General features: G+C 72.4%; 24 protein-coding genes. 17 read left to right on the top strand and 7 right to left on the bottom strand.

Annotation, left to right across the window (positions count from 1 at the left end):
* Window positions 1-57 precede the first annotated feature (57 nt).
* Entirely contained in the window at window positions 58-603 is a 546-nt protein-coding gene (locus DSC45_RS09025; RefSeq protein ID WP_119288872.1) for a helix-turn-helix domain-containing protein, read from the top strand.
* Window positions 600-1,328, top strand: a complete 729-nt coding sequence (locus DSC45_RS09020) for a helical backbone metal receptor (RefSeq protein ID WP_119288870.1) — start codon at window positions 600-602, stop codon at window positions 1,326-1,328. The genes DSC45_RS09025 and DSC45_RS09020 overlap by 4 nt, the downstream gene beginning before the upstream one ends.
* Here DSC45_RS09020 and DSC45_RS09015 read toward each other — a convergent pair.
* A complete protein-coding gene (locus DSC45_RS09015) occupies window positions 1,297-2,412 on the bottom strand; it encodes a TDT family transporter (RefSeq protein WP_119288868.1) in 1,116 nt (371 codons plus the stop codon). The genes DSC45_RS09020 and DSC45_RS09015 overlap by 32 nt on opposite strands.
* Before the next feature lie 71 nt (window positions 2,413-2,483).
* Between DSC45_RS09015 and DSC45_RS09010 the strand changes: the two genes are divergently transcribed.
* On the top strand, window positions 2,484-3,485 hold the full coding sequence (locus tag DSC45_RS09010) for a LysR family transcriptional regulator (protein WP_119288867.1): 1,002 nt from the start codon (window positions 2,484-2,486) through the stop codon (window positions 3,483-3,485).
* Window positions 3,486-3,509: 24 nt separating this feature from the next.
* Here the strand turns inward: DSC45_RS09010 and DSC45_RS09005 are convergent, their stop codons facing one another.
* The 3 genes from DSC45_RS09005 to DSC45_RS08995 form a co-directional block, all read right to left on the bottom strand.
* Window positions 3,510-4,205 carry a gamma-glutamyl-gamma-aminobutyrate hydrolase family protein gene (locus DSC45_RS09005; protein WP_119288865.1) on the bottom strand — a complete coding sequence of 232 codons (696 nt, stop codon included), beginning with the start codon at window positions 4,203-4,205 and terminating at the stop codon, window positions 3,510-3,512.
* 19 nt (window positions 4,206-4,224) lie between these two features.
* Window positions 4,225-5,706, bottom strand: coding sequence for an ethanolamine permease (gene eat / locus DSC45_RS09000; RefSeq protein WP_240434546.1), 1,482 nt, complete (start codon window positions 5,704-5,706; stop codon window positions 4,225-4,227).
* Between the two features lie 174 nt (window positions 5,707-5,880).
* Complete coding sequence (locus DSC45_RS08995) at window positions 5,881-6,609, bottom strand: FadR/GntR family transcriptional regulator (RefSeq protein WP_119288863.1); 729 nt, start codon at window positions 6,607-6,609, stop codon at window positions 5,881-5,883.
* 76 nt (window positions 6,610-6,685) lie between these two features.
* Between DSC45_RS08995 and DSC45_RS08990 the strand changes: the two genes are divergently transcribed.
* From DSC45_RS08990 to DSC45_RS08975, 4 genes are all read left to right on the top strand, one after another.
* Window positions 6,686-8,050 carry a glutamine synthetase family protein gene (locus DSC45_RS08990; RefSeq protein WP_119288862.1) on the top strand — a complete coding sequence of 455 codons (1,365 nt, stop codon included), beginning with the start codon at window positions 6,686-6,688 and terminating at the stop codon, window positions 8,048-8,050.
* A gap of 79 nt (window positions 8,051-8,129) precedes the next feature.
* A complete protein-coding gene (locus tag DSC45_RS08985; protein ID WP_240434565.1) occupies window positions 8,130-9,491 on the top strand; it encodes an aldehyde dehydrogenase family protein in 1,362 nt (453 codons plus the stop codon).
* Window positions 9,492-9,496: 5 nt separating this feature from the next.
* Window positions 9,497-10,303: a 3-oxoacyl-ACP reductase gene (locus DSC45_RS08980; RefSeq protein ID WP_119288858.1), complete on the top strand. Its 807-nt coding sequence runs from the start codon at window positions 9,497-9,499 to the stop codon at window positions 10,301-10,303.
* A gap of 66 nt (window positions 10,304-10,369) precedes the next feature.
* A complete protein-coding gene (locus DSC45_RS08975; RefSeq protein WP_119289219.1) occupies window positions 10,370-11,494 on the top strand; it encodes a DUF2510 domain-containing protein in 1,125 nt (374 codons plus the stop codon).
* Between the two features lie 77 nt (window positions 11,495-11,571).
* Here DSC45_RS08975 and DSC45_RS08970 read toward each other — a convergent pair whose 3' ends face one another.
* Window positions 11,572-12,774 carry an amino acid deaminase/aldolase gene (locus DSC45_RS08970; protein ID WP_119288856.1) on the bottom strand — a complete coding sequence of 401 codons (1,203 nt, stop codon included), beginning with the start codon at window positions 12,772-12,774 and terminating at the stop codon, window positions 11,572-11,574.
* 912 nt (window positions 12,775-13,686) lie between these two features.
* Here DSC45_RS08970 and DSC45_RS08960 point away from each other — a divergent pair.
* Both DSC45_RS08960 and mycP read left to right on the top strand, forming a co-directional pair.
* Complete coding sequence (locus DSC45_RS08960) at window positions 13,687-14,712, top strand: hypothetical protein (protein ID WP_240434545.1); 1,026 nt, start codon at window positions 13,687-13,689, stop codon at window positions 14,710-14,712.
* The gene (gene mycP / locus DSC45_RS08955) at window positions 14,709-15,857 is read left to right on the top strand and encodes a type VII secretion-associated serine protease mycosin (RefSeq protein ID WP_119288852.1); all 1,149 of its coding nucleotides are present in this window, start codon (window positions 14,709-14,711) and stop codon (window positions 15,855-15,857) included. Before DSC45_RS08960 ends, mycP begins: the two co-directional genes overlap by 4 nt.
* Before the next feature lie 36 nt (window positions 15,858-15,893).
* Here mycP and DSC45_RS08950 read toward each other — a convergent pair whose 3' ends face one another.
* The gene (locus DSC45_RS08950) at window positions 15,894-16,625 is read right to left on the bottom strand and encodes a serine hydrolase (RefSeq protein WP_240434544.1); all 732 of its coding nucleotides are present in this window, start codon (window positions 16,623-16,625) and stop codon (window positions 15,894-15,896) included.
* Window positions 16,626-16,695: 70 nt separating this feature from the next.
* Between DSC45_RS08950 and DSC45_RS08945 the strand changes: the two genes are divergently transcribed.
* On the top strand, window positions 16,696-17,433 hold the full coding sequence (locus DSC45_RS08945; RefSeq protein ID WP_119288847.1) for an SseB family protein: 738 nt from the start codon (window positions 16,696-16,698) through the stop codon (window positions 17,431-17,433).
* 99 nt (window positions 17,434-17,532) lie between these two features.
* On the opposite strand, the gene DSC45_RS08940 is transcribed toward DSC45_RS08945, so the two are convergent.
* A complete protein-coding gene (locus DSC45_RS08940) occupies window positions 17,533-17,895 on the bottom strand; it encodes a DUF1844 domain-containing protein (protein WP_119288845.1) in 363 nt (120 codons plus the stop codon).
* A 469-nt stretch (window positions 17,896-18,364) separates the two neighbouring features.
* On the opposite strand from DSC45_RS08940, the gene infC reads away from it, so the two are divergent.
* The 7 genes from infC (at window position 18,365) to pheT (ending at window position 25,917) form a co-directional block, all read left to right on the top strand.
* On the top strand, window positions 18,365-19,021 hold the full coding sequence (gene infC / locus DSC45_RS08930) for a translation initiation factor IF-3 (protein ID WP_119288843.1): 657 nt from the start codon (window positions 18,365-18,367) through the stop codon (window positions 19,019-19,021).
* Window positions 19,022-19,121: 100 nt separating this feature from the next.
* The gene (rpmI, locus tag DSC45_RS08925) at window positions 19,122-19,316 is read left to right on the top strand and encodes a 50S ribosomal protein L35 (protein ID WP_119288841.1); all 195 of its coding nucleotides are present in this window, start codon (window positions 19,122-19,124) and stop codon (window positions 19,314-19,316) included.
* 102 nt (window positions 19,317-19,418) lie between these two features.
* Window positions 19,419-19,802, top strand: coding sequence for a 50S ribosomal protein L20 (gene rplT / locus DSC45_RS08920; RefSeq protein WP_016642495.1), 384 nt, complete (start codon window positions 19,419-19,421; stop codon window positions 19,800-19,802).
* A gap of 150 nt (window positions 19,803-19,952) precedes the next feature.
* On the top strand, window positions 19,953-20,828 hold the full coding sequence (locus DSC45_RS08915) for a TrmH family RNA methyltransferase (protein WP_119288839.1): 876 nt from the start codon (window positions 19,953-19,955) through the stop codon (window positions 20,826-20,828).
* Between the two features lie 55 nt (window positions 20,829-20,883).
* A complete protein-coding gene (locus tag DSC45_RS08910) occupies window positions 20,884-22,056 on the top strand; it encodes a sensor histidine kinase (protein WP_119288837.1) in 1,173 nt (390 codons plus the stop codon).
* 211 nt (window positions 22,057-22,267) lie between these two features.
* A complete protein-coding gene (pheS, locus tag DSC45_RS08905) occupies window positions 22,268-23,389 on the top strand; it encodes a phenylalanine--tRNA ligase subunit alpha (protein ID WP_119288835.1) in 1,122 nt (373 codons plus the stop codon).
* Entirely contained in the window at window positions 23,389-25,917 is a 2,529-nt protein-coding gene (gene pheT, locus DSC45_RS08900; RefSeq protein ID WP_119288833.1) for a phenylalanine--tRNA ligase subunit beta, read from the top strand. The genes pheS and pheT overlap by 1 nt, the downstream gene beginning before the upstream one ends.
* The last annotated feature ends 120 nt before the right edge of the window (window positions 25,918-26,037 follow it).

The following is a 26,037-nucleotide window of genomic DNA, read 5'->3' as shown; positions in this document are numbered from 1 at the left end:
CCTTGCGTAGGGTGCAGGCAGCACGGGTCGGACCGCACACACGAGGGGGGCCGGACCATGGACGACAAGGAAAACGTCCGCGTCGGCGCGGCGATTCGCCGCCGCCGCAGGGGACTGAGTCTCACGCTCGCGGTGGTCGCGGGCCGCAGCGGCCTGTCCGTGCCCTTCCTCAGCCAGGTGGAGAACGAACGCGCCCGCCCGAGCCGCGCTTCACTGGAACGAGTGGCGGACGCGCTCGGCACGACCGCCGTCGAGCTGCTCTGCGCCGCCGACGCCCAGCGCACCGTCGAGGTGGTGCGCGCCGACCACTCCGCCGAGGCTCCCGGCATACGGCGCCTGGTCAAGGGACGGCACCAGCTGCACGCCCTGGAGTTCTCGGGCGACCCCAACGAGAGCGGCGAGTTCCAGCACCGCAACGACGAACTGCTGTACGTGACCGAGGGCGCCGTGGAGGTGGAGGCCGAGGGCCGCGCCTACCGGCTCGGCCGCGGAGACACCTTGTTCCTGTCCGGCGGGGTGCGGCACCGGTGGCGGGCGGCAGTTGCGGACACTCGGGTCCTGGTGGTCGCCGTGGCGGAGCACATCAAGGCCGAGTCCGAGTGAGAGTCGTCTCGCTGGTGCCGTCGCTCACCGAGGCGGTGGCCGCGAGCGACCCCGGACTTCTCGTCGGGGTCACCGACTGGTGCACCCACCCGCCGGACCTGGACGCCCACGGGGTCCTGCGCATCAAAGGCACCAAGAATCCGGACGTCGCCGCGATCGTGCAGCTCGCCCCCGACCTCGTCATCGCCAACGAGGAGGAGAACCGGCCCGCCGATCTGGACGCACTGCGCGCCGCCGGTCAGGACGTCCTGGTCACCGAGATCCGTACGCTCCCCGAGGCCCTGCGCGAACTCGAGCGCGTGCTGGTCGACGGCTGCGGACTGCCCCGGCCCGGCTGGCTCGACGAAGCCCGCGAGGCCTGGGAGTCGCTCACCCCGGTAGGCACGGGGTTGCGGGCCGTGGTGCCGATCTGGCGCCGGCCCTGGATGGTCCTCGGCCGTGACACCTTCGCCGGTGACCTGCTGGCCAGGCTCGGCGTCGAGAACGTCTACGCGGACCATCCCGAGCGCTATCCGCGCATCCCGGTCGACGAGCTCAACGCCGCCTCGCCCGATCTCGTGGTGCTGCCCGACGAGCCGTACCGCTTCACCGCGGACGACGGGCCCGAGGCGTTCGGGCCGCTACCGGCCGCCCTCGTCGACGGTCGTCGACTGACCTGGTACGGACCGTCGTTGACCGAGGCGCCCGGCAGGCTCAGCGCGGCGCTGCGAGCAGCGCTCCGCTGAACAGCCCGCGCAGCGTACGCAACGCCGCGACCGCCCAGGCGGTCAGCAGGAAGCCGAAGAGGGCCACCGCCAGCCAGCCGAACGCGGCAAGTCCGGTGTGCCGGGCCAGCCCGGCCGCCCCCGTGACGCACGTGCCGACCGGGAACGTGAAGCCCCACCAGGTCATCGAGAAGCGCATGCCCTGCCGCGCCGCACGCACCACCATGGCCCCGGCGAACGCCAGCCACAGCAGGGCGAAGCCCATCACCGGCACCCCGTAGACCACGGCGAAGGCGGCGAACGCCGAGGAGTACGCGGGGCCGATCGCACCGGGTGCCACGTCGGCGAGCGCGTTGACCGCGGTGGACGACTGGCCGAGCGGGCCGAGCACCAGGAACAGGGTGGGCGTGAGGGCGAGCGGGAGCGGGCCGTGCAGGAGGAGACGTCCGAAGATCATCGGCAGCATCAGCAGGGTGGCGAGCAGGCTCAGACCGAACAGGGCGTAGCTGCCGAGCAGCATCGCCTCGCGCCACTGGCCCGCCGGCAGATGAGGGAGCAGCAGCGGACCCTGCGCGGCGGAGACCATGGGGGCGACAACGGGCAGCAGCCATACGGGAGTTGCGCCGCTCGCCGTCACCTGGTGCCGCGTGGTCATCAGATACGGGACGGCGGCCGCGGCGAGCAGGCCGGTGAGCGTGCCCGCGGTGAACAGGACGGCGTCGACGGCCACCGCGGCCCTGGTCCCGATCAGGTCCCTGCCCGCGACCAGGGTGCCGCCGCCGACGGCGAGCAGCGCCATCGACAGGCAGCCGTAGAAGGGTGCGACCGCGGGATCGAGCAGGTGTGCCCGGGCCTGGTCCCGGTGGCGCCGCCAGTGCAGGGTGCGGCCGGCCAGGAGTACGGCGAGGGCGGCCGCGGACAACGCCCAGACGGCCACGGCGGCCGGGCGGGGTATCGGCCGGGGCAGGGCGAGTCCTGCGGACGCGACGATCGCGGTGCCCATCACGGCCGCGTACCAGTTGGGGCCGAGCCACCGCAGCGGGGTGACCGGGCGGGCGGTACGAGTGCGGGCGGGCAGGTGCCGCGGTTGCGCGTAGGTGGCCATGACAGTCAGCGTCCCCTCGGCGTCGGGGGCTCACCAGGGGGTTCCTGGCTATGGGGGCATAAGCTGGGCTGATGAGTGAGCAGGGTGCGCAGCGGGCGGCGCGGGGCGCGGCGGCGGCGACGGTGGTGACGGCGCGGCTCGGTGACCGGGTGCCGGATCTGGCCGCTCTGCAGTTGCTGCTCGCCGTGGCCAGGCTCGGCAGTCTCGGCCGGGCGGCCAGGGAGCTGGGCATCTCGCAGCCCGCCGCCAGCGGCCGTATCCGCTCCATGGAGCAGCGGCTCGGGCTCGCCCTGGTGGACCGTTCGCCGCGCGGATCCCGTCTGACCGAGACGGGGGCCCTGGTCACCGACTGGGCGCGGCGCATCGTGGAGGCCGCGGAGGCGTTCGACGCGGGGGCCGAGGCGCTGCGCGGCCGGCGTGACTCACGGCTGCGGGTGGCCGCGAGTCTGACCATCGCCGAGTATCTGCTGCCGGGCTGGCTGATCGCCCTGCGCCGCGAACGCCCGGACACCGCCGTGTCGTTGCAGGCCGGCAACTCGACGATGGTCGCCGACCGGCTGCTCGCGCACGAGGCGGATCTCGGGTTCGTCGAGGGGCCCGGGGTTCCGCAGGGGCTCGGTGCGGCGGTCATCGCGCAGGACCGCCTGGTCGTCGTGGTCGGCTCGGGCCACCCGTGGGCGAGGCGACGCCGTCCGGTGCCGGCGGACGAACTCGCGGCCACCGGGCTGATCCTGCGTGAGGAGGGCTCGGGTACCCGGCAGGTCCTCGACGCGGCACTCGCCCCGTACGGCGGCCTCGCCGCGCCCCTGCTGGAACTGGCCTCCACGACGGCGGTGAAGGCCGCGGTGGTGAGCGGTGCGGGACCGTCGGTGCTGAGCGAACTGGCGGTGAGCGATGAGCTGGCCGCCCGCCGCCTGGTCAAGGTCCCCGTCGAAGGGGTACGGCTGCGGCGCGACCTGCGGGCGGTCTGGCCGAGCGGTCACCGGCCGACCGGTCCAGCCCGCGATCTGCTGTCCCTGACCCGCCGTTCGCCCGGCCGGGACGGTGCGGAGGCCGGCCCGGCGGACGGGTGATCGGGCACGCGCACCGTACGGGCTCTACGCGGAGCCGTGCGTGGCCCGCACCAGGGCCTCCATCACCCGGTGATCGTCGCCCATCTCCGGGTGCCACTGCACGCCGAGAACCCAGCCGGCGCCCGGGAGTTCGACCGCTTCCACGGTCCCGTCCAGGGCGTGCGCGGCGGGCAGCAAGCCCTGGCCGAGCCGGTCCAGCGCCTGATGGTGGTAGGTCGGGACGTCCTCCGGGTCCGGTACGGCGGCGGCGTAACGGGTGCCTGGCACGGGCAGGACCCGGTGCTTGCCGAAGCTGCCCACCTGGCCCCCGGAGTGCCCGTCGAGGTGCTGCACGAGCGTGCCGCCGAGCGCCACATTGAGCAGCTGCATACCGCGGCAGATGCCGAGCAGCGGGGTTCCGGCCGCCAACGCGGCCCGGATCAGGGCGAGTTCCCAGGCGTCCCGCTCCGGCGCCGGGGGACCGGACCGGGCGTCCCGCTCGGCGCCGTAGCGCGCCGGGTCGACGTCCGGGCCGCCGGCGATCACCACCGCGTCGAGCCGGGACACCACCGCCCCGGCCAGCTCCGGCGCGTCCGGCGGCACCATTGCCGCGAGGCCGCCCGCGGCCTGTACGAGGCGCGGGTAGCCGGCCGGCAGCAGCGCCGCGGGCAGCTCCCACACCCCCCAGCGCACCTCTGACTCCAGATACGTACTGACCCCGACCAACGGCCTGTTCACCACGTGCTCCCTCGTACACCGGTCATGTGCGGTCCAACTCTGCCTCGGCCGCCGCCAGTGCAGCGAACTCCTCCTCCGGTGCCTTGGCCACCAGATGCTTCCGGCTGTACAGACCGAAGTAGGCCAGGGCGAACACGTACACGCCGAGTGCGATGAACGCGGCCGTCACATCCACCAGGAACGTCGCGACGAGTGCCGCGCAGGCGAGGAACAGCGCGACGGACGAGGTCAGCACGCCGCCCGGCGTCCGGTACGGCCGCGGCAGCTCCGGCTCGCGGCGGCGCAGTACCAGGTGCGAGAGCGACATCAGCGCGTAGGAGATGGTGGCGCCGAAGACCGCGACGTTCAGCATCCGGGCGCCGTCGCCGCTGCCCGCGGCCAGGCCGAAGCCGATCGCGCCGGGCACCAGAAGGCCCAGGTAGGGGGCCTTGCGCCGGCTGGTCAGGGACAGGAAGCGCGGCAGATAGCCCGCCCGGGAGAGGGCGAACAACTGGCGGGAGCCGGCGTAGATCAGGGAGAAGAACGATGCCACCAGGCCGGCGAGTCCGGCGTAGTTGATGATGCGGCTGAGCGTGGTCGCCTCGCCGCCCGGCTGCAGCGCCTCGACCAGCGGGTTGCCCGCGTCCTGGATCGCCGCCGAACCGCGCGCACCCGCGGAGGCGAAGAACGTGAGCAGGGCGAGCAGTACCAGGACGAGCAGCGACCAGCGGATGGCCTTCGGCAGCGTACGGGCAGGGTCCCTGGTCTCCTCGGCGGCCAGCGGCACCCCCTCCACCCCGAGGAAGAACCACATGCCGAACGGGAACGCGGCCCAGATGCCCAGCAGTCCGAACGGCAGCCAGGAGTTCGAGCCGAGAGCCTCCCCGTCGACCGGGATGTCGTTCAGGCCCGAGGCGTCGAACTCGGTGAACGCGCCCACCGCGAAGACGAGGAGCGCCACCACCGCGATGCCGGTCACCACGAAGCTGAACCGCAGCGCTTCGCCGACTCCCCACAGGTGGATGCCGATGAAGAGGACGAAGCAGGCCAGGATGAGCGGCCAGCCCGACTCGAGTCCGAACAGGCCGAGGGACTCGACGTAGTCACCGATGAACAGCGAGATCGCCGCGGGCGCCAGCACGTACTCGATGAGGATCGCGGTGCCGGTGAGGAACCCGCCCCAGGGGCCGAGCGCGCGCCGGGCGAAGCCGTAACCACCGCCCGCCGTCGGCAGGATGGACGACAGCTCGGCCAGCGAGAAGACCATGCAGGTGTACATCAGGCCCATCAGGACCATGGCGATGGCGAGTCCGCCGAAGCCGCCTTCGGCCAGGCCGTAGTTCCAGCCGGAGAAGTCGCCGGAGACCACATAGGCCACGCCGAGCCCGGTGAGCAGCAGCCAGCCTGCGCTGCCCCGGCGCAGCGCGCGGCGTTCCAGGTAGCCGTCGCCGGCGTCCGCGCCGCCCCCGCCGCCTGAGCCGTCGGGTTCCGGCGTGGTGCCGCTCTCGGTCCGTGCTGAGGTCATGGCAGTGCTCCCGCGTGTGGGCTGATGGCTCATGAGCCCGGATGCCGCGCACGGGATCCGGACCTCCTCAATGGAATGGCTCCATACCTTTGCGCCGTGCGCGGTCGGGAGGCAAGACCTCTGCGTTACTTTCGGGTTACCGCTGTCCGGTCGGGTCCGAGGCTGTCCCGGTCGTCAGGTGAGGAATCCGCGCAGCAGTGAGGCGGACCCCTCGCAGTGTTCCCGTGCGGCCCGCCTGGCATGCTCCGGATCGCCGGCGAGCACCGCGTCGACGATCTCCGTGTGCTGGTCCTGGGAGTGTTCCAGGTTCCGCACCAGGAGCGGGATGCGGTCCAGGAGGTCGTTCACGGTCGCGCGTACGGCCGCGTACTGGGCGGTGAGCGTGGCTGATCCGGAGAGTTCGGCGAGGGTGAGGTGCAGCAGGGTGTCACGGCGCCGGTACTCGGCGAGCGGTGCGTCCCTGGTCCCGGCGAGCGCGGCCACCAGCCGCGCCCGCTCGCCCTCGTCGAGGCCGCGTTCCGCGCAGAGCTCGGCGGCGCCGCACTCCAGGACCGACCTAAAGCGCAGTGCGTCCGCGACGTCGACGTCGCGCAGCCTGCGGAGCAACTCGCCCTCCTTGGTGGCGCCTTCGGTACGGGGGCGGACGAACGTGCCGCCGTAGCGGCCGCGCCTGCTCTCCACCAGGCCCTGGTCCTGGAGCACCTTGAGCACCTCGCGCAGGGTCACCCGGCTGATCCCGAGCAGTTCGGCCAACTCCCTTTCGGCAGGGAGGCGTTCACCGGCCGGGACCAGGCCGAGGCGGACCACCTGGAGGATCTGCTCCAGGGCCTCCTCGAAGCCGTTGCCCGCGCGCACCGGCCGGAGCGCACGCGCCAGGCGTGCGCCGTCCGCGAAATCCGCCATACCGCGATTCCCCCTTCCCAAGCAAAGGTCGTCAGGAATACCTTAAGCCTCCCGGAGTGCCGAAGGAGGAGTCCCTGTGGCCGACCGAACAGCCCCGCTGGACGTCGAGGAGCTGCGTGCCCTCGTCGCCGACGGCGAGATCGACACCGTGGTCCTGGCCTTTCCCGACATGCAGGGGCGCCTGCAGGGCAAGCGATTCGACGCCGGCTTCTTCCTCGCCGAGGTGCTCGAGCACGGGACGGAGGGCTGCAACTACCTGCTCGCCGTGGACGCCGAGATGAACACGGTCGACGGCTACGAGATGTCCTCCTGGGACCGCGGCTACGGGGACTTCGCCATGCACCCCGACCTCACGACGTTGCGCCGCGTCCCCTGGAACGAGGGCACCGCCCTGCTCGTCGCCGACCTCGCCTGGAGCGACGGCTCCCCGGTCGTCGCCGCGCCCCGGCAGATCCTGCGCCGTCAGCTGGACCGCCTCGCGGAGCACGGACTGACCGCGATGGTCGGCACCGAGCTGGAGTTCATCGTCTTCAAGGACAGCTACGAGGAAGCCTGGGACAACGACTACCGCCGGCTGACCCCGGTGAACCAGTACAACATCGACTACTCGATCCTCGGCACCGGACGGATCGAGCCCCTGCTGCGCCGCATCCGCAACGAGATGGCAGGCGCTGGCCTCGTCGTCGAGTCGGCGAAAGGGGAGTGCAATCCCGGCCAGCACGAGATCGCCTTCCGCTACGACGAGGCGCTCGTCACCTGCGACCAGCACGCCGTCTACAAGACCGGCTCCAAGGAGATCGCCGCCCAGGAAGGCGTCTCGCTCACCTTCATGGCGAAGTTCAACGAACGCGAGGGCAACTCCTGCCACATCCACCTCTCGCTCGCCGACCGCGACGGCAGCAATGTGATGCCGGGCGACTCGGAGCACGGGATGTCCGAGGTGATGCGCCACTTCCTCGCCGGCCAACTCGCCGCCCTGCGTGACTTCTCGCTGCTCTACGCACCCAACATCAACTCGTACAAGCGGTTCACCCCAGGATCGTTCGCACCCACCGCCGTCGCCTGGGGCCACGACAACCGCACCTGTGCGCTGCGGGTCGTCGGCCACGGCCGCTCGCTGCGCTTCGAGAACCGGCTGCCGGGCGGCGACGTCAACCCGCACCTGGCCGTCGCCGGCCTGATCGCGGCCGGACTGCACGGCATCGAGCAGCGGCTCGAACTGCCCGAGCCCTGCGAGGGCAACGCCTACACCGGCGAGTACGAGCATGTGCCCGCCACCCTGCGCGAGGCCGCCGAACTCTGGGCGAGCAGCCCGGTGGCGAAGGGCGCCTTCGGCGACGAGGTGGTCGCCCACTACCGCAACATGGCGCGGGTCGAGATCGAAGCCTTCGACGCCGCGGTGACCGACTGGGAGCTCCGCCGCTCCTTCGAACGCATGTGAGGACCGTTCCTTGTCCGTACCGCACGAACCCACGCCCGCACCGCACGACGCGTCGGACGTACCGCACGAGCACCGCGTACTGAATCCGGCGACCGGGGAACTCCTCGCCACCGTCACCGCCACCACTCCCGCCGAGGTCGACGCCGCCGTCCTGCGGGCCGCGGTGGCACAGGAGCGGTGGGCGGCGCTCGCTCCCGCGGACCGTGCCCGGCTCCTTCGCCGGTTCGCCTCCGTCGTGGACAGCCACGTCGAGGAGCTCGCCGCGCTCGAGGTGCGCGAGGCCGGTCACCCGATCGGCAACGCCCGCTGGGAGGCGGGAAACGCGCGCGATCTGCTCGACTACGCGGCCGGGGGAGTGGAACGCCTCAACGGCCGGCAGATCCCGGTCGCGGGCGGCCTCGACGTCACCTTCCTCGAACCGCTGGGCGTCGTGGGCGTCATCGTCCCCTGGAACTTCCCCCTGCCGATCGCCGCCTGGGGTGCGGCACCCGCCCTGGCGGCCGGCAACGCCGTGCTCCTGAAACCGGCGGAGACCACTCCGCTCACCGCCCTGCGGCTGGCCGAACTCGGCCTGGAGGCAGGCCTTCCCGAGGGCCTGCTGCAGGTCCTGCCCGGCGCCGGAGCGGTGACCGGCGACGCCCTGGTCGAGCACCCGGGCGTCGCGAAGATCGTCTTCACCGGCTCGGTCCCGGTCGGCAAGCGGATCATGGCCCGCTGCGCGGAGCGCGTGAAGCGCGTGACGCTCGAACTCGGCGGCAAGAGCCCCAACATCGTCTTCGCGGACGCCGATCTGGAGACGGCCGCCGCTGCGGCCCCGATGTCCTTCCTCGACAACTCGGGGCAGGACTGCTGCGCGCGCAGTCGCATCCTCGTCCAGCGGCCGGTCTACGAACGGTTCCTCGAACTGCTCCAGCCCGCCGTGGAGTCGGTGGCCGTCGGTGACCCCGCCGACGAGAAGAACCAGATGGGCCCGCTGATCTCGAGCGCCCAACTGGACCGCGTGCGCTCCTACCTCGCCCCGTACACCGACGGCCGCGACGGCCTGGTGACGCTGAGAGGGACCGCACCGCAGGGGCCGGGGTTCTGGTGCCCGCCGACAGTGCTCGCCGGCATCGACCCCGGGGCACCGGTGGCCGTCGAGGAGGTCTTCGGGCCGGTCGCCGTGGTGCTGCCGTTCGAGGACGAGGCCGACGCCGTACGCCTCGCGAACGCCACCGACTACGGCCTGGCCGGTTCCCTGTGGACCCGTGACACCGGACGCGCGGTGCGCGTCGCCCGCGCCGTCGCCGCCGGCAACCTCTCCGTCAACTCGCACTCGGCCGTGCGGTACGCGACACCCTTCGGCGGCTACGGACAGTCCGGACTCGGCCGCGAACTCGGCCCCGACGCACTGACCGCCTTCACCGAAACCAAGAACGTCTTCCTCAGTACGGAGGCCTGATCCCCATGACCGCACAGACACCCGAGGCCGCCGCGGACGCGGTCGTGTGCCGCAGGCTCGTGGGCCGCGGCGCCGTCATCACCGGCGCCGGCAGTGGCATCGGCCTCGCCACCGCCCGCCGGCTCGCCTCCGAAGGCGCCCATGTGGTCTGCGCCGACATCGACGAACAGGCCGGCAAGGCCGCGGCCGACGAGGTCGGCGGCACCTTCGTACGCGTCGACGTCACCGACCCCGAGCAGGTCGAGGCACTCTTCGAGACCGCACACCGCACCTGCAAAAGCGTCGACATCGCCTTCAACAACGCGGGTATCTCACCGCCCGACGACGACTCCATCCTGGACACCGGACTCGAGGCCTGGCGGCGCGTCCAGGAGGTCAACCTCACCTCCGTGTACCTGTGCTGCAAGGCCGCCATCCCCTACATGCGCCGCCAGGGACGCGGCTCCATCATCAACACCGCCTCCTTCGTGGCCCTCATGGGAGCCGCGACCTCGCAGATCTCCTACACCGCGTCGAAGGGCGGCGTGCTCGCGATGTCCCGCGAACTCGGCGTCCAGTTCGCCCGCGAGGGCATCCGCGTCAACGCCCTGTGCCCGGGGCCGGTGAACACCCCGCTCCTGCAGGAGCTGTTCGCCAAGGATCCGGAGCGCGCGGCCCGCCGCCTGGTGCACATTCCGGTCGGCCGTTTCGCCGAGGCGGACGAGGTGGCCGCCGCCGTCGCCTTTCTGGCCAGCGACGATTCCTCTTTCGTGAACGCCACGGACTTCGTGGTCGACGGCGGAATCGCCGGTGCCTACGTCACCCCGCTGTAGTCACCCTGCGTGCGGGCGGACCCGGTGCATTCCCGGAATCGGACCGCTTAGGCTGACCTGATGAGCATGTCCACACCGCCGGGCTGGTACCCGGATCCGTCGGTCTCGTCCCTCGAGCGCTGGTGGGACGGGACCGCATGGACCCCGCACACCAGAGCCACACAGGCGGGTACGCCGACCCCCGCCATGCCGGCGACGCCCGCGCCCGGCGGCCCGGGGCAGTACGACACTCCGGTTCAACCGGGAACGGGGCCGGGGCAGTTCGGGGCCTCGGGCCAGTTCGGCGCGCCCTCCGGCCAGTTCGGCGGACCCGCGGGCGCGTCCCCGTACCCCACCGCGGACCCCTTCGGCTCGGGACAGCAGCCCGGACTCCAGCATTCCCAGGGCTTCGGGCCCGTACAGCCGGGCGGTCCCGACGGCGGTGGGAACCGGGCGAAGATCATCGCTCTGTGCGTGGCCGGCGTGGCCCTCGTCGCGTCCATCGTGACCGGCGTGGTGCTGCTCACCGGGGACGACGGCGAGCCCGAGGCCAAGTCGAAGCCCAAGCCGGGTGGGAACAGCGGTACCAGCGCTCCGCTCGAATCGCCCACTCCCACCCAGACCGACACCGGCCCGCCTCCGGACGAGAACCCGGGCCTGCTCGTCGACCAGCTGAACGGCATCACCCTGCCGGTGCCCGAAGGCTGGGAGAAGCCGGATTATTCGGCCGAGCAGAACCCCGTCATGACGACGGAGGAGACCTACGACTGCCCGGGCGACGGCGGGTTCTGCCACCACGGCAAGGTCACCAGCCGCACGGCCGCCGAGTCCGGCACCGCGAAGGAGATCGCCGAGAAGGACATCTCCGAGGCCGCCGAGGAGGCGTACGACCACGACGCCCTCGACCGCGAGCCGTTCAACGGCATGACCTCCCACCAGGAGGTGAAGTCCGGCGCCGTGGTCGTCGCGGGCCGCTCCGGATACTTCGTCCGCTGGAAGGTCGCGACCGAGCTGGGGCCGGGCGGCTACGTCCAGTCCCTGGCGTTCCCGTCGAAGTCCGGCACCGAGGCGATGATCATCGTTCGGTACGCCCTCGACGCCGGGAAGGACGGACCCGACCTCGGGCTCATCGACAAGACCACCAAGGGCATCCGGGCCGTCGGGGACACCGAGGGCAGCGGCGGCGCGGGCAGCAGCATCGGGCCCGAGTGACGGACCGGTCCGCGCGCGACCGAGAGCTCGACGGCCGGATCAGCGTCGCGACCCCAGGCTGATCCGACCCACGGCCCCTACAGGAACGTGTGTCCCTCGCCTCGGTACGTCGGGGCGCTGCCGGTCACCCGGTCGCCCTCGACCAGCTGCAGGGTGTCGAACCGCTCGCACAGCTCGCCCGCCTTCGCGTGCCGGAACCACACCTTGTCGCCGATCAGCAGATCGTCAGCGGCCGAGCCGAGCAGGGGCGTCTGCACCTCGCCGGCGCCCTCCTGCGGGTCGTAGCGCAGCCCCTCCGGGAGATACGGAACGGGCGAGCGGTCCGCCCCGGCTACGCCCGACGCCGGATAGCCGCCGCCGAGCACGGTCACCGCGCCCACCCCGGGCCTGCGCACCACCGGCTGGGCGAACAGGGCGGCCGGACGCCCGGTGAACGACGTGTAGTTGTCGAAGAGCCGCGGCACATAGAGCCCGGAGCCCGCGGCGATCTCGGTCACGCCGGCCTCGGCCGCGGTGTGCTGGACGCTTCCCGTGCCGCCGCCGTTGACGAACTGCAGGTCGGGCGCGACGGCACGTACCGCGCGCACCGCCTCGGCCCTGCGGGGCGCCAGCTCGCGCCGGGCTGCCGTCTGCATGAGGCGGATCGCCCGGGAGCGCACCGGACTGCCCGCGACCGCGTCCCCGACCCCGGCCACATGACCCTCGTACGCCATGATCCCGACCAGGCGGAATCCGGAAGTCTGCGCCACCGTCCGGGCCACATCGGCGAGTTGGGCCGGAGTGTGCAGGGGAGAGCGGCGGGCGCCGATCCGGATCCGGCCGCCGAGCACCTTCCACGCGGTGTCCAGCTCGAGACAGACCCTGACCTCCTCGCGGCCACCGTCCCGTGCCCCGTCGATCAGGCGCAGTTGGGCCGGGTCGTCGATCATCACGGTGACCGAACCGGCCAGCTTGGGGTCCGAGGTCAGCCGGGCGAATCCGGCCCGGTCCGCCGACGGGTAGGCGAGAAGCACGTCGTCGAAACCGCACTCGGCCAGCCACAGCGACTCCGCGAGTGTGAAGGACATCAGTCCGGAGAACCCCTCGCGCGCGACGACCCGCTCGAGCAGGGCCCGGCAGCGCACCGACTTGCTCGCCACCCGGATCGGCTTGCCGCCGGCCCGGCGCACGAGATCGTCGGCGTTGGCGTCGAACGCCTCCAGGTCGACCAGGGCGAGCGGCGCGTCGAGGTGGGCGGTCGCCCGGTCGTACCGGGCGTGGTCCAGGGCTCGGGCAGTCATGTCCGCAGCCTGCCAGACGGTCCTACTCAGGGGTAGGGGGATGATCCGGACAGATTGCCTGCGGGGTTCCTCACAGGTTCCCGTCCGACCTGCGTCAGCCCGTAGAGTGACGCGCACGCAGACAGGGCGGGGTCACCCCGGCACGAACCGGTGGGGCACGGATCGCGTGTGGCGTACGGCCGACGGGGGCTCGCGCGCGTAGGTATCCACGTGAGCAGCGAGGAGCGGGGGCTGATGGGTACGGACGGGCGGCGCACCCCCTCGCGTCCCTACACCCCGCCGCCACCGGCCGCGTCCTCCAGGCTGCCGGACAAGCCGCCTGCGGCGGCCGACGAGCCGGTGACCGCGGCCGACGACGCCGGCGGCGCTGACTCGGACGTGACCACCACTTCTGGCTCCGGTTCCCTCTCCGGTCCGACGACGGGGGCTGAGTCTTCGGCCTCGGGTACCCGCTCCGGGGCGGGCCGGGCGGTCGGGACCCGCGACGGTGGACGGGACCGGGAGCCGGCCGCGCCCGTCGTGCCTCCCGCGCCCTCCGTGCCTCCGCGTCCTTCGGCACCGCCGTCCACCGGGCAGGTGCGGCAGGCCGCCGCGCCTCCGCGCCCTTCGGGGCCGCCTCCCGCGGCCACCGGTGCCACGGTGTCGACACCGGCCGGGGGAGTGGCGGTTCCCGACCGGCCGAGTGGCGCACCCAAGACTCCGGCCACCGAGGTCGCCCCGGCCCCGCCGACGTCTCCGCCTGCGGTTCCGGTTGCACCTCCGGAACGGCGCGGTGGCAGCGCCCGGCGACCCGAGCGGCCGTCCCGTACGGAGCCGACTCCCCCCGAGGGGATCCGTGTCCCCGCCCAGCCCTCCGCACCGCCGAAGGTCGCGTCGTCCGCCCTGTCGGACGCGGCGCCGCCGGCTCCGGCGATGCCGCCGCCCCGCCCGCGTGGCCGCGCATCGGCCGGCCGGCGCCCCGACACGGATGAACGGACACCGGCCGGACGGCGCCCCGCCGCGGACCCCTCGGCCCGCGGCCTGCACCGCGCCACCCCGTCCTCGGCCACCCGGACACCGCGCGGCTCCGCCGACTCGGGGCCCAACCCGCCGCCGCACCTGCCCGGCCCCCGTTCCATCGTGTTCGGCCGCCCCGTCGTGCAGGACGACGACACCGCCCCACTGCGCCCCGTACGGGACTCGCGCAGCGCATCGCGCACGGTGGCGGCCGCCGCCTGCCTCGTACTCGGTCTGGGCCTCATCGGGGGTGCCGCGACCGGCAGTTGGCTCACCGGCGACTCCGCCGCCAGCCCCACCCCGCAGGGTGTCTACGACGCAGCGGGCAGCGCCTGGCGCAACGAACCGGTCGACTCCCTCTTCCCGGCCACGCTCAAGGGCGACGGGGCAGGACCCGGCGGCGCCGACCGGCGTTGGACGCGTATCGCCGTCGAGCAGGCCGACTCGTGCACCGCCGCCCTCGACCCGCTCCTCGCCAAGACCCTGCAGCAGGTCGGGTGTCGCACCCTGATACGGGCCACCTACGCCGACGCCACCCGCAGTCATGTCACCACCGTCGGCATGCTGTTCACCAAGGCGGACACCGAGACGATGGCCGAGCTGCGCACCCGTTTCGCCAAGGAGGGCCTCGACCGCCGCACCGACCTGATGCCCCGCACCCTGCCGGCCAAGGGCACGGCCGCCCAGGACTTCGGAGCCCGGCAGCGGGCCTCCTGGACGGTGTCCGTGCTGACCGACGCCCCCGTCGTCGTCTACGCCGTCTCCGGCTTCGCCGACGGCCGTACGGTCGACGATCCGCAGCCGGCCGCCGCGGCGTTGGAGGCCGACGCCACCACCGCGCCCGCACAGTCGGGCCTCGGCCACGAGGCGAAGGGCATCGCGGACCGGGTGGAACGCAAGCTGCGCAAGACCGTCACCGGCGCCGCGGAGGAGTCGCAGTGAAGTTCCGCAAGACCGGGGCGCTGCTCGCCGCCGCGGCCCTCGCCCTGCTCCCGGCGACCACCGCGCACGCGGACTCGATCCGCGCCCAGCAGTGGGGGCTCGACGCCATGCACACCGCCCAGGCCTGGAAGACCACCAAGGGCAAGGGCATCAAGGTCGCCGTACTCGACACCGGCGTCGACGCCACCCACCCGGACATCGAGCACAACGTCGGACGGGGCAAGGACATGGTCGGCTTCGGCGCGGACCGCGGCGAGCGTCCCTGGGCCCGGCACGGAACCGCCATGGCCGGCATCATCGCCGGTCACGGCCATGGCCAGGGCCGCGGCGACGGAGTGATCGGCATCGCGCCCGAGGCCGAGATCATGCCGATCCGGGTGATCCTCGAGGACGGCGACAAGTCCCGCAAGAAGGCCCGCAAGACTCGGGGCAACGCTCTTGCGGAGGGCATCCGTTGGGCCACCGACCACGGCGCCGACGTGATCAACATGTCCCTGGGCGACGACAGCGAGTCCGCCCATCCCGAGCCGTCCGAGGACGCCGCCGTGCAGTACGCGCTGCGCAAGGGCGTCGCCGTCGTCGCCTCCGCGGGCAACGGCGGCGAGAAGGGCGACCACGTCTCGTTCCCCGCGGCCTACCCCGGCGTCATCGCCGTGACGGCCGTCGACCGCTACGGCACCCGGGCGGCGTTCTCCACCCGCCGCTGGTACGCCACGGTCAGCGCCCCCGGCGTCGACATCGTGATCCCGGACCCGGACCGGAAGTACTACCAGGGCTGGGGCACCAGCGCGGCCGCCGCCTTCGTCTCGGGAGCCGTGGCCCTGGTCCGCGCCGCACACCCCGATCTCACCCCCGCCCAGATCAAGCAGCTGCTCGAGGACACCGCCCGTGACGAACCCGGCAGCGGCCGGGACGACTCGCGCGGCCACGGCTTCGTCGACCCGGCGGCGGCGCTGAAGAAGGGCGGCGGTCTCGATCCCGTCGGCCTGCGCTCCGCGGCGTACGGGGAGAAGTACTTCGGTCCCGGCCCGGACGGCAGTACGTCCGACGACGGCCCGTCCGGCTGGGTCGGCCTGGCCGCCGGCACCGCGGGCGTACTCCTCCTGGTCGGCGCCGTCGCGCTGTGGCGCAACCGGCACGCCTGACGGTTGCGCGCTCCGGCCCGTCGTGCGGCGGCGGTCTCAGGAAGCGCAGGCAGTGAGGGTGGCCACCGCGGAGCGTGCCGCGGTGGCCACCGCCTCGACGCCGGACTCCATCGTCGGATGCCCGTCCGACAGCACCGCGACGAGGAACCGGCGGCCGTCCCGGGTCACCCGGCCCGCGCTGTTGACGACCCACAGCCCGGTGGCGCTCCGTGGCAGCCAGCCGTTCTTGAGCTCCGCCTGCGCACCGGCCGCGGACACGCCCCAGCGCTGGTCCGGCACCACGCCTCGCAGCAGCCTACGGACGACGGCACGTGAGTCCCGGCTGAGCCCCGCTCCGGGCACCGGTGCCGGCTGGGTGTCGAACACCGCCTGCAGCAGTGCGAGTTGGTCCCGCGCCGTGGTGCGCGTCAAGCCCCAGTAGCCGTCGGCGCCGCCCTCGGTGCCGGTCAGGCCCAGCCGTCGGGCCGCCGCATCGAAGCCGTCGGCGCCGCCGATCGACCGCCACAACCTGCCGGCGGCAGCGTTGTCGCTGGTGGTGATCATCTCGGTCGCCGCGGCCAGCTCGGCGGTGGTCGGGGCACGGCCGGCGTCCTGCGCCCGCAGGAGCAGGGCGGTGAGGATGCCGGTCTTCGCGAGGCTCGCGGTGACGTAGGGGGAGTCCGGAGCGGTGAACGTACGTGCGGGGCCGCCCTGTTCGGCGGCTGCGACCGAGGCGCGGGGAGCGGGGGCGGCGCGGTGCGCCTCGGCGGGGTGCTCTTCGGTCGACATGGCAGTCCTCGGGGCTCGGGGGCAGGGTGTGCGCGGGGGATGCCACCCACCCCGGATAGGGTCGACGACCGTGGTGGACAAGAACATTCCGGATCCCGGCTTCTCCGACGACGACGGCACGGCCGACCCCCGGCTCGCCGAGGCGCTCGCCGCCTGGACCGCGGACCGTTCCCAGGCGGCCACCGGCCGCGTGCTGCAGGCGCTCGCCGGCTCCCGGCTGCTCGTACCCGTCGTGGCCGTACTCGGTGAGGTCGAGGAGGACGAGCACGGACTGCGGCGCGAGAAGACCAGCGACATGGCCGTCCCGACCCTCAAGGCCGGCGACCGCACCGCATTGCCCGCCTTCAGCTCGACGGCCTCCCTCGCGCTGTGGGACCCGGAGGCCCGCCCCGTAGCCGTACCGCTGCACCAGGCGCTGCAGGCCGCCGCGCACGAGAACGCCGACACCATCGTCCTCGACCTGGCGGGCCCGGTGCCCTTCGAACTGCCCGGCCCCGCGCTGCGTGCGCTCGCGGAGGGCCGTGCCTCCACCGATCCGTTGGCCGATCCCGCGGTCACCGACGCGGTCCGTGCGGTGGTCGCCGCCGAACCCGCCGTGGTCAGGGCCCACCTCGGGCCGGGCACCGCCGACGGCACCCTGGCCCTCGTTCTCGCCGAGGACGCGGTGGCACCGGAGACCGCCCGCCGCGTCGCCGAGGCACTCGCCGCGGACGACACCCTCCGGGCACGCCTGGTGAACGGTCTCGACCTGGCCCTGGTCCCGGCCGCCGCGGCCCTCCCCGGCGAACCGCTGTACGCACGCGACTGACATCCCGCACGCAGCGGACCCGGCACGGCATGGACGACGGCCCTCCGCCGGAAGGAACACCTCCCCGCGAAGGGCCGTCGCAACAGGCCGGAGTGCGGCTCAGCCGAAGACCGGCCCCGTGTACTTCTCGCCCGGCCCCTGACCGGGCTCGTCGGCGACCGCGGAGGCCTCGCGGAAGGCCAGCTGCAGCGACTTGAGCCCGTCCCGCAGCGGAGCCGCGTGGAAGGAACTGATCTCCGTGGCGCTGGCGTCGAGCAGACCGCCGAGCGCGTGCACCAGCTTGCGGGCCTCGTCGAGGTCCTTGTGCCGGTCGCCCTCCTCGGTGAGGCCGAGCTTGACCGCGGCCGCGCTCATCAGGTTCACCGCGACCGTGACGATCACCTCGACGGCGGGGACCTCGGCGATGTCGCGGGTCATGGCGTCGAAATCGGTGGCACCGGGCTCGGGGGTCGCGTCGCTCATGCGTCTACTTCCTGGGGGTTCCTGGGGGCACGTACGGGATGCGTACGGTGGACGGCCGGTCCAGAGTAAAGGGCGCCCGGGCCACGCCGTACGGACGCCCCTGGACGGGGCCCGGTGGACCGCCCCGCCCGCCGCGCGGAAGGCGCCGCACCTGGCCGGGCTGCTGTACTGCCGAACGCTGGTATGCTTGGTCATCGACCGGTCGGACACCCCTGTGCCCGGCCCACAAGTGGAGGCTCCGATCTCCCACCTGGCCGCTCGTGAGAGTGGCGGGTCACCGGTCAGGCAGCTGCTTCGAGCGGCAGCCCTCTGCGCCCCGCGTGATCGCGGCGGTGTTCCGGTACCGATGGAGCCCCGCATGTGATCGTCCGGGGCATTTTTCATGGTCCCGATCGGTCAGGTCTTTTAACGAACAAGACGTTACGCGGCAGTCCGCCAGACCGTCGCGTGGTGCTACCGAGGAGGATCCATCAGCGCCGAGCCCCGCATCAACGACCGGATTCGCGTTCCCGAAGTGCGACTTGTCGGTCCAAGCGGCGAGCAGGTCGGGATTGTTCCGCTTGCCAAGGCCCTTGAGCTTGCTCAGGAGTACGACCTCGACCTGGTCGAGGTGGCGGCGAATGCCCGTCCGCCCGTCTGCAAGCTCATGGACTACGGCAAGTTCAAGTACGAGTCGGCCATGAAGGCCCGTGAGGCGCGCAAGAACCAGGCGCACACGGTCATCAAGGAGATGAAGCTCCGGCCGAAGATCGACCCGCACGACTATGACACCAAGAAGGGTCACGTCGTTCGGTTCCTCAAGCAGGGCGACAAGGTCAAGATCACGATCATGTTCCGTGGCCGTGAGCAGTCCAGGCCGGAGCTCGGCTTCCGGCTGCTGCAGCGTCTCGCGGAGGACGTCCAGGACCTCGGGTTCATCGAGTCGAACCCGAAGCAGGACGGCCGAAACATGATCATGGTTCTCGGGCCGCACAAGAAGAAGACCGAGGCGATGGCCGAGGCCCGCGAGGCGCAGGCCGTCCGCAAGGCGGAAGCTGCCGGAGTTGCGGTCGAGAGCCGTCGCGACCGTGTCGCCGGCGAGACCGCGGCCGACGAGGCACCCGCCGAGGAGCCTGCCGAGGCCTGATCCAGGGCGCACGCCCCTGGGTGACATCCGAAACAACGGGTCGCTCCCGCCTGCCGGTTCACACCGGGGGAGCGGCCACTGACGAGGAGAGAACGGCGCTATGCCGAAGAACAAGACGCACAGCGGTTCCAGCAAGCGCTTCAAGATCACCGGCTCCGGCAAGGTGCTTCGTGAGCGCGCCGGCAAGCGCCACTACAACGAGCACAAGTCGTCCCGCGTGACGCGTCGCCTCACCGGCAACGCCGAGATGGCCCCGGGCGACGCCAAGAAGATCAAGAAGCTTCTCGGCAAGTGACGTCGCGGCCCCCGAACTACCGGGGGCCGGACGCCAGGACCGGGACCCAATCGAACCGGGCCGTGTGATGACCACCACGGCCCCGCTACAAGGAGTCAACAAGTGGCACGCGTCAAGCGGGCAGTCAACGCCCACAAGAAGCGCCGGGCGATCCTCGAGCAGGCCAGCGGTTACCGCGGCCAGCGCTCCCGCCTGTACCGCAAGGCGAAGGAGCAGGTCACCCACTCCCTCGTCTACAACTACAACGACCGCAAGAAGCGCAAGGGCGACTTCCGTCAGCTGTGGATCCAGCGCATCAACGCTGCTGCCCGCGCCAACGGCATCACCTACAACCGCTTCATCCAGGGTCTGAAGGCCGCCAACATCGAGGTGGACCGCAAGATCCTCGCGGAGCTCGCCGTGAACGACGCCAACGCGTTCGCCGCGCTCGTCGAGGTCGCGCAGAAGGCTCTGCCGAGCGATGTGAACGCGCCGAAGGCTGCGTGACCGCGGCGCTCCGCCGAGTGTGTTGTTCGGACCCGTAGGCCTGGTGGCCTGCGGGTCCGAATGCGTGTTGCCGTCCGGCGGAAGTGGCAGTAAAGGTCCCGGCGCCGCCGAACAGAAGCGCCGTTCCCCGCGCCCTGGAAAGAGGAATTGATGGGTGAGTCCGAGTTGATTTCGCCGCGTTCGACGCGGGTGGGGGCCGCGCGGCGGCTTGCTCGGCGGAACTTTCGGGGGAAGGAACGGCTGTTCCTCGCGGAGGGGCCGCAGGCCGTGCGAGAGGCAGCCGGACATCGTGGGGGCGCAGAGGCCACCCTCGTCGAGGTGTTCGCGACCGTCGAGGCGGCCGGCCGGTACGCCGACATCGTCGGCGCCGCACGGGACGCCGGCGCCCGAGTGCACCTCGCCGACGAGTCCGTGATCGCGGACATCTCGACCACGGTCACGCCTCAGGGCCTGGTCGGTGTCTGCCGCTTCCTCGACGCGCCCTTCGCCGAGATCCTCGCCGCGGGGCCCAAGTTGATCGCCGTACTCGCGAACGTCCGCGACCCCGGGAACGCCGGCACCGTGCTGCGCTGCGCCGATGCCGCGGGGGCCGACGCGGTGGTGTTCACCGACGCCTCCGTCGACCTCTACAACCCCAAGGCCGTACGCGCGTCCGTCGGTTCGCACTTCCATCTGCCCGTCGCCGTCGGCGTACCCGTCGAACAGGCCGTGGGAGGGCTGCGGGACGCCGGGGTGCGGGTGCTCGCAGCCGACGGAGTGGGCAGCGTCGACCTCGACGAGGAACTGGACCGCGGCACCATGGGCGGCCCCACCGCCTGGCTCTTCGGGAACGAGGCCTGGGGCCTGCCCGAGGAGACCCGCGCGCTCACCGACGCCGTCGTGCGGGTACCGATCCATGGCCGCGCCGAAAGCCTCAACCTCGCGACGGCCGCAGCCGTTTGCCTCTACGCCTCGGCCCGCGCGCAGCGCACGCCCCGTTCCCGGGCCGTGTCCCGACCGCCCGGTCGCAGGTCCGACACCCCCTAGTAGGCTGACCTGCTCGGGGGCCCGCTGCGCCGGTCGAGAGGGTGGGGGTACGGGGATGAGTGTCGGCACGAGGAGAGCGAGCAGGTCCGGTGGTGCGCGCCGGACCGGGACGTCCGACGAGCCCGCCGACGGTCATGCGGAGCCGGGGCTCGGCGAAGAGACCCCCGGTCTGCACCCGGATGACCTGCCCGACGGCCTCGTCGTGGCGAACGAGCACGGCCGCGTCGTCTGCTTCAACGCCGCCGCCGCCCGGATCACCGCCACCGCACCGTCCGACGCCATCGGCCGCCCGCTCGAGGTCGCCCTGCCGCTCGAGGACCTCGAGGGCAGACGCTGGTGGCAGCTCACCGACCCCTACGGCGGCCTCGCCATCCGCGTGCGCCAGCCCGAGCGCAATCTGCTGCTCCCCGGCGGCCGCGAGGTCCTGGTCTCCGCCCGCTACGTGCGGGCCGCGCCGACCGGGCCCGTACGGCGTCTGGTCGTCTGCCTGCGGGACACCGAGGCCCGCCGGCGTACCGAGCGCAGCCACGCCGAGCTGATCGCGACCGTCGCGCACGAGCTGCGCTCGCCGCTCACCTCCGTGAAGGGCTTCACCGCCACCCTGCTGGCCAAATGGGAGCGCTTCACCGACGACCAGAAGCGGTTGATGCTCGAGACCGTCGACGCCGACGCGAACCGGGTCACCCGTCTCATCGCCGAACTCCTGGACATCTCCCGTATCGACTCCGGGCGACTCGAAGTGCGTCGCCAGCCCGTCGACATCGGCGCCGCCGTCGGCCGCCATGTGCAGGCGCACATCGCCGCGGGGCAGCCGGCCGGCCGTTTCCTCATACGGGTCGAGCAGCCGCTGCCCGACCTCTGGGCCGACCCGGACAAGATCGACCAGGTGCTCAGCAACCTCCTCGAAAATGCCGTGCGGCACGGCGAGGGAACCGTCACCATCGAAGTGGCGGCCGCCCGGCTCGGGGAGGCTCGCCTCAAGAATCAGGCGGAAGGGACGGCGGTCACCGTGAGCGACGAGGGCCCGGGCATCCCGGAGGATTCGATGGGCCGCGTCTTCACTCGCTTCTGGCGGGGCAGCAAGCGCGGCGGGACCGGCCTCGGCCTGTACATCGTCAAGGGCATCGTGGAGGCCCACGGCGGGAGCATCACGGTCGGACGGGCGCCCGGTGGCGGCGCGAGGTTCCGATTTACGTTGCCCGTGGCGACGCCCGCCTATCTGACCTAGGCGCCGTCGCACCGGCCACCGGAAGCCGCCCCTGTCGGGCCGGCGGCCGGGCCCACGGGCTCATCCGCATCCCCGCCCCCCGTACCCCGTTAGACTCGGCCGTCGGGGCTGCCCTCGGACGAAGTCCGGGGGAGCGTCGGAGTCCGCGCCAGGTCGCGGTTCCGGGGCGCGGGGCGTTCCCCTCACAAGCCAATCGGAAGTACGGGAAGAGATGTCGGCACCGAATAAGTCGTACGACCCGGTCGAGGTCGAGGCCTTGAAACCGGAGGAGATCGAGCGCACGCGGGACGAGGCACTGGCCGCCTTCGCCGCCGCGGCCGATCTCGACCAGCTCCGCGAGGCCAAGGTCGCGCACTCCGGCGACCGTTCGCCGCTCGCCCTCGCGAACCGGGAGATCGGTGCGCTGCCGCCGCACGCCAAGGCGGACGCGGGCAAGCGCGTCGGCCAGGCCCGCGGCGCGGTCAACAAGGCGTTCGCCGCCCGCCAGGCGGAGCTCGAGGCCGAGCGTGACGCCCGGGTGCTGGTCGAGGAGGCGGTGGACGTCACCCTGCCCTACGACCGCACCCCGGCCGGCGCCCGGCACCCGCTCACCACGCTCTCCGAGCGCATCGAGGACATCTTCGTGGCCATGGGCTACGCGGTGGCCGAGGGGCCCGAGGTGGAGACCGAGTGGTTCAACTTCGACGCGCTCAACATCGGCCAGGACCACCCGGCGCGCGGCGAGCACGACACGTTCTTCGTGGCGGACGCCCAGGGCTCCGCCGACTCCGGAGTCGTGCTGCGTACCCACACCTCGCCCGTGCAGATCCGCTCGCTGATCGACCGCGAGCCGCCGGTCTACGTGATCTGCCCCGGTCGCGTGTACCGGACCGACGAGCTGGACGCCACGCACACCCCGGTGTTCCACCAGGTCGAGCTGCTAGCCGTGGACGAGGGCCTGACCATGGCCGACCTCAAGGGCACCCTCGACCACATGGTCCAGGCACTGTTCGGCGAGGGCATGAAGACCCGGCTGCGGCCGAACTTCTTCCCGTTCACCGAGCCGTCCGCCGAGATGGACATGGTCTGCTACGTGTGCCGCGGCGAGTCCGTCGGCAACCCCGACAAGCCCTGCCGCACCTGCTCCAGCGAAGGCTGGATCGAGCTCGGCGGCTGCGGCATGGTCAACCCGAAGGTGCTCACCGCCTGCGGCGTCGACCCCACCAAGTACAGCGGATTCGCCTTCGGGTTCGGCATCGAACGGATGCTGATGTTCCGCCACAACGTCGAAGACATGCGAGACATGGTCGAGGGTGACGTGCGCTTCACCCGGCCGTTCGGGATGGAGATCTGATGCGGGTCCCGCTTTCTTGGCTGCGGGAGTACGTCGACCTGCCGGCCACCGAGACCGGTCGTGACGTACAGGCCAGGCTCGTCTCCGCCGGACTCGAGGTCGAGACCGTCGAGCAGCTCGGCACCGGGCTCAAGGGTCCGCTCGTCGTCGGCAAGGTACTGACCATCGAGGAGCTCGAGGGCTTCCGTAAGCCGATCCGCTTCTGCACGGTCGACGTCGGGAGCGCCAACGGATCTGGCGAGCCGCAGGAAATCGTGTGCGGTGCGCGGAACTTCGCGGTCGGCGACAAGGTCGTCGTGGTGCTGCCCGGCGCCGTCCTGCCGGGCGACTTCGCGATCTCCGCGCGCAAGACGTACGGCAAGACGTCGCACGGCATGATCTGCTCCGGCGACGAGCTCGGCATGGGCGATGACGGTACGGGCGGCATCATCGTGCTGCCGCCCGAGCACGAGGTCGGCACCGACGCCATCGAGCTGCTCGAGCTCGTCGACGAGGTGCTCGACATCGCCGTCACCCCGGACCGCGGCTACGCCCTGTCGATGCGCGGTGTCGCCCGTGAGGCGGCCACTGCCTACGGACTGCCGCTGCGCGACCCGGCCCTGCTCGACGTACCCGCGCCGAACGCGCACGGCTACGAGGTCAAGGTCGCCGACCCGGCCGGCTGCGACCGCTTCACCGCGCGCACCGTCGTCGGACTGCAGGCCGAGATGTACTCGCCGATCTGGCTGCAGCGCCGGCTCCAGAAGGCCGGCATGCGTCCGATCTCGCTCGCCGTCGACATCACCAACTACGTGATGCTGGAGCTCGGTCAGCCCCTGCACGCCTACGACCGGTCCCGGCTCAGCGGCCCGATCGGCGTGCGCCGAGCCGAGCCCGGCGAGAAGCTCACCACCCTCGACGGGACCAAGCGGACCCTCGACGCCGAGGACCTCGTCATCACGGACGACAGCGGGCCGATCGGCCTCGCCGGCGTGATGGGCGGCGCGAACACCGAGATCGCGGACGCGCGACCCGACCCCGGGACGGGCCGGGTCACCGGCACCTCCGAAGTCGTCATCGAGGCCGCGCACTTCGCGCCGACCGCCATCGCCCGTACCGCGCGCCGGCACAAGCTCTCCTCCGAGGCGTCCAAGCGCTTCGAGCGGGGTGTCGACCCCGAGGCCGCGGCCGCAGCGGCCCAGCGGACCGTCGACCTGCTCGTGCTGCTCGCGGGCGGTACGGCGGAGGCCGGTGTCACCCAGTTCGTGGCGCCCAGCGCGCCGCGCACGGTGGCCATGCCTGCCGACCACCCGGACAGGGTCGCGGGCGTCGCCTACGGCCGCGAGACCGTCGTACGCCGCCTGCAGGAGGTCGGCTGCGACGTCTACGGCCAGGACGAGCTCGTGGTCACCGTCCCGTCGTGGCGCCCGGACCTCACTGAGCCCAACGACCTGGCGGAGGAAGTCATCCGCCTCGAGGGCTACGAGAACCTGCCCTCCACACTGCCGACCCCGCCGTCCGGCCGCGGCCTCACCGCCCGCCAGCGGCTGCACCGCCGTGTCGGCCGCGTGCTCGCCGGGTCGGGCCAGGTCGAGTCGCCGAACTATCCGTTCGTGTCCGAGCAGGTCTTCGATCAGCTGGGTCTCGACAAGGACGACGAGCGCCGTCGCGTGGTCCGTCTCGTCAATCCGCTCTCCGACGAGGAGCCGGCGCTGCGCACCACGCTGCTGCCCGGTCTTCTCGCATCGCTGCGGCGCAACGACGGCCGCGGCAGCCACGATCTGGCGCTGTTCGAGACCGGTCTGGTCTTCCGCCCGTCCGGCGCGGAGACGCACCCCGTCGTGCTGCCCGTCGACCGCCGGCCCACGGACGAGGAGATCGCCTCGCTGAACGCGGCTCTGCCGCGTCAGCCCCGGCACGCCGCCGTGGTCCTCGCGGGAGCCCGCGAGCAGGCCGGCTGGTGGGGCAAGGGCCGTCCGGCGGACTGGGCCGACGCCGTCGAGTCCGCGCGGCTCGTCGCCCGGGAGGCCGGGGTCGAACTGACCGTCCGTGCGGCGCAGTTCGCGCCGTGGCACCCGGGCCGCTGCGCCGCTCTGTACGTCACGGTCGACGGTGCTCAGACGTTGGTCGGTCACGCCGGTGAACTCCACCCGAGGGTGGTCGGCGCACTGCACCTGCCCGAGCGCACCAGCGCCATGGAGCTCGACCTCGACCTCATCGCGGAGGCGTCCGAGGGCGTCGTCCGGGCGCCGAGCATCTCCACCTTCCCGGTGGCGACGCAGGACATCGCACTCGTCGTCGCGCAGGACGTGCCTGCCGCAGACGTGGAGGCGGCCCTGCTCGAGGGCGCGGGTGAACTGCTCGAGTCCATCCGGCTGTTCGACCTGTTCACCGGCGAACAGGTCGGCGAGGGGCACAAGTCCCTGGCGTACGCGCTGCGGTTCCGTGCCAAGGACCGGACGCTGACGGTCGAGGAGGCCACCGCCGCCCGCGACGCGGCGGCGGCCCTCGCGGGCGAGCGGACCGGGGCGGTACTCCGGGGCGCGTAAAGGGCCGGGGGACACCCCTGGAAAGTGTGACAGCGGCGTGGTGCCGGAACCCGGTGGAGGGTTCCGGCACCGCGCCGTCTCGTACGGTGCTGTGCCTGCGTCCCGGCCGGCCGAACTCGG

Source organism: Streptomyces sp. YIM 130001 (assembly GCF_003574445.1).
Classification (GTDB): domain Bacteria; phylum Actinomycetota; class Actinomycetes; order Streptomycetales; family Streptomycetaceae; genus Streptomyces.
This window is presented reverse-complemented; position numbering and strand designations above follow the sequence as displayed.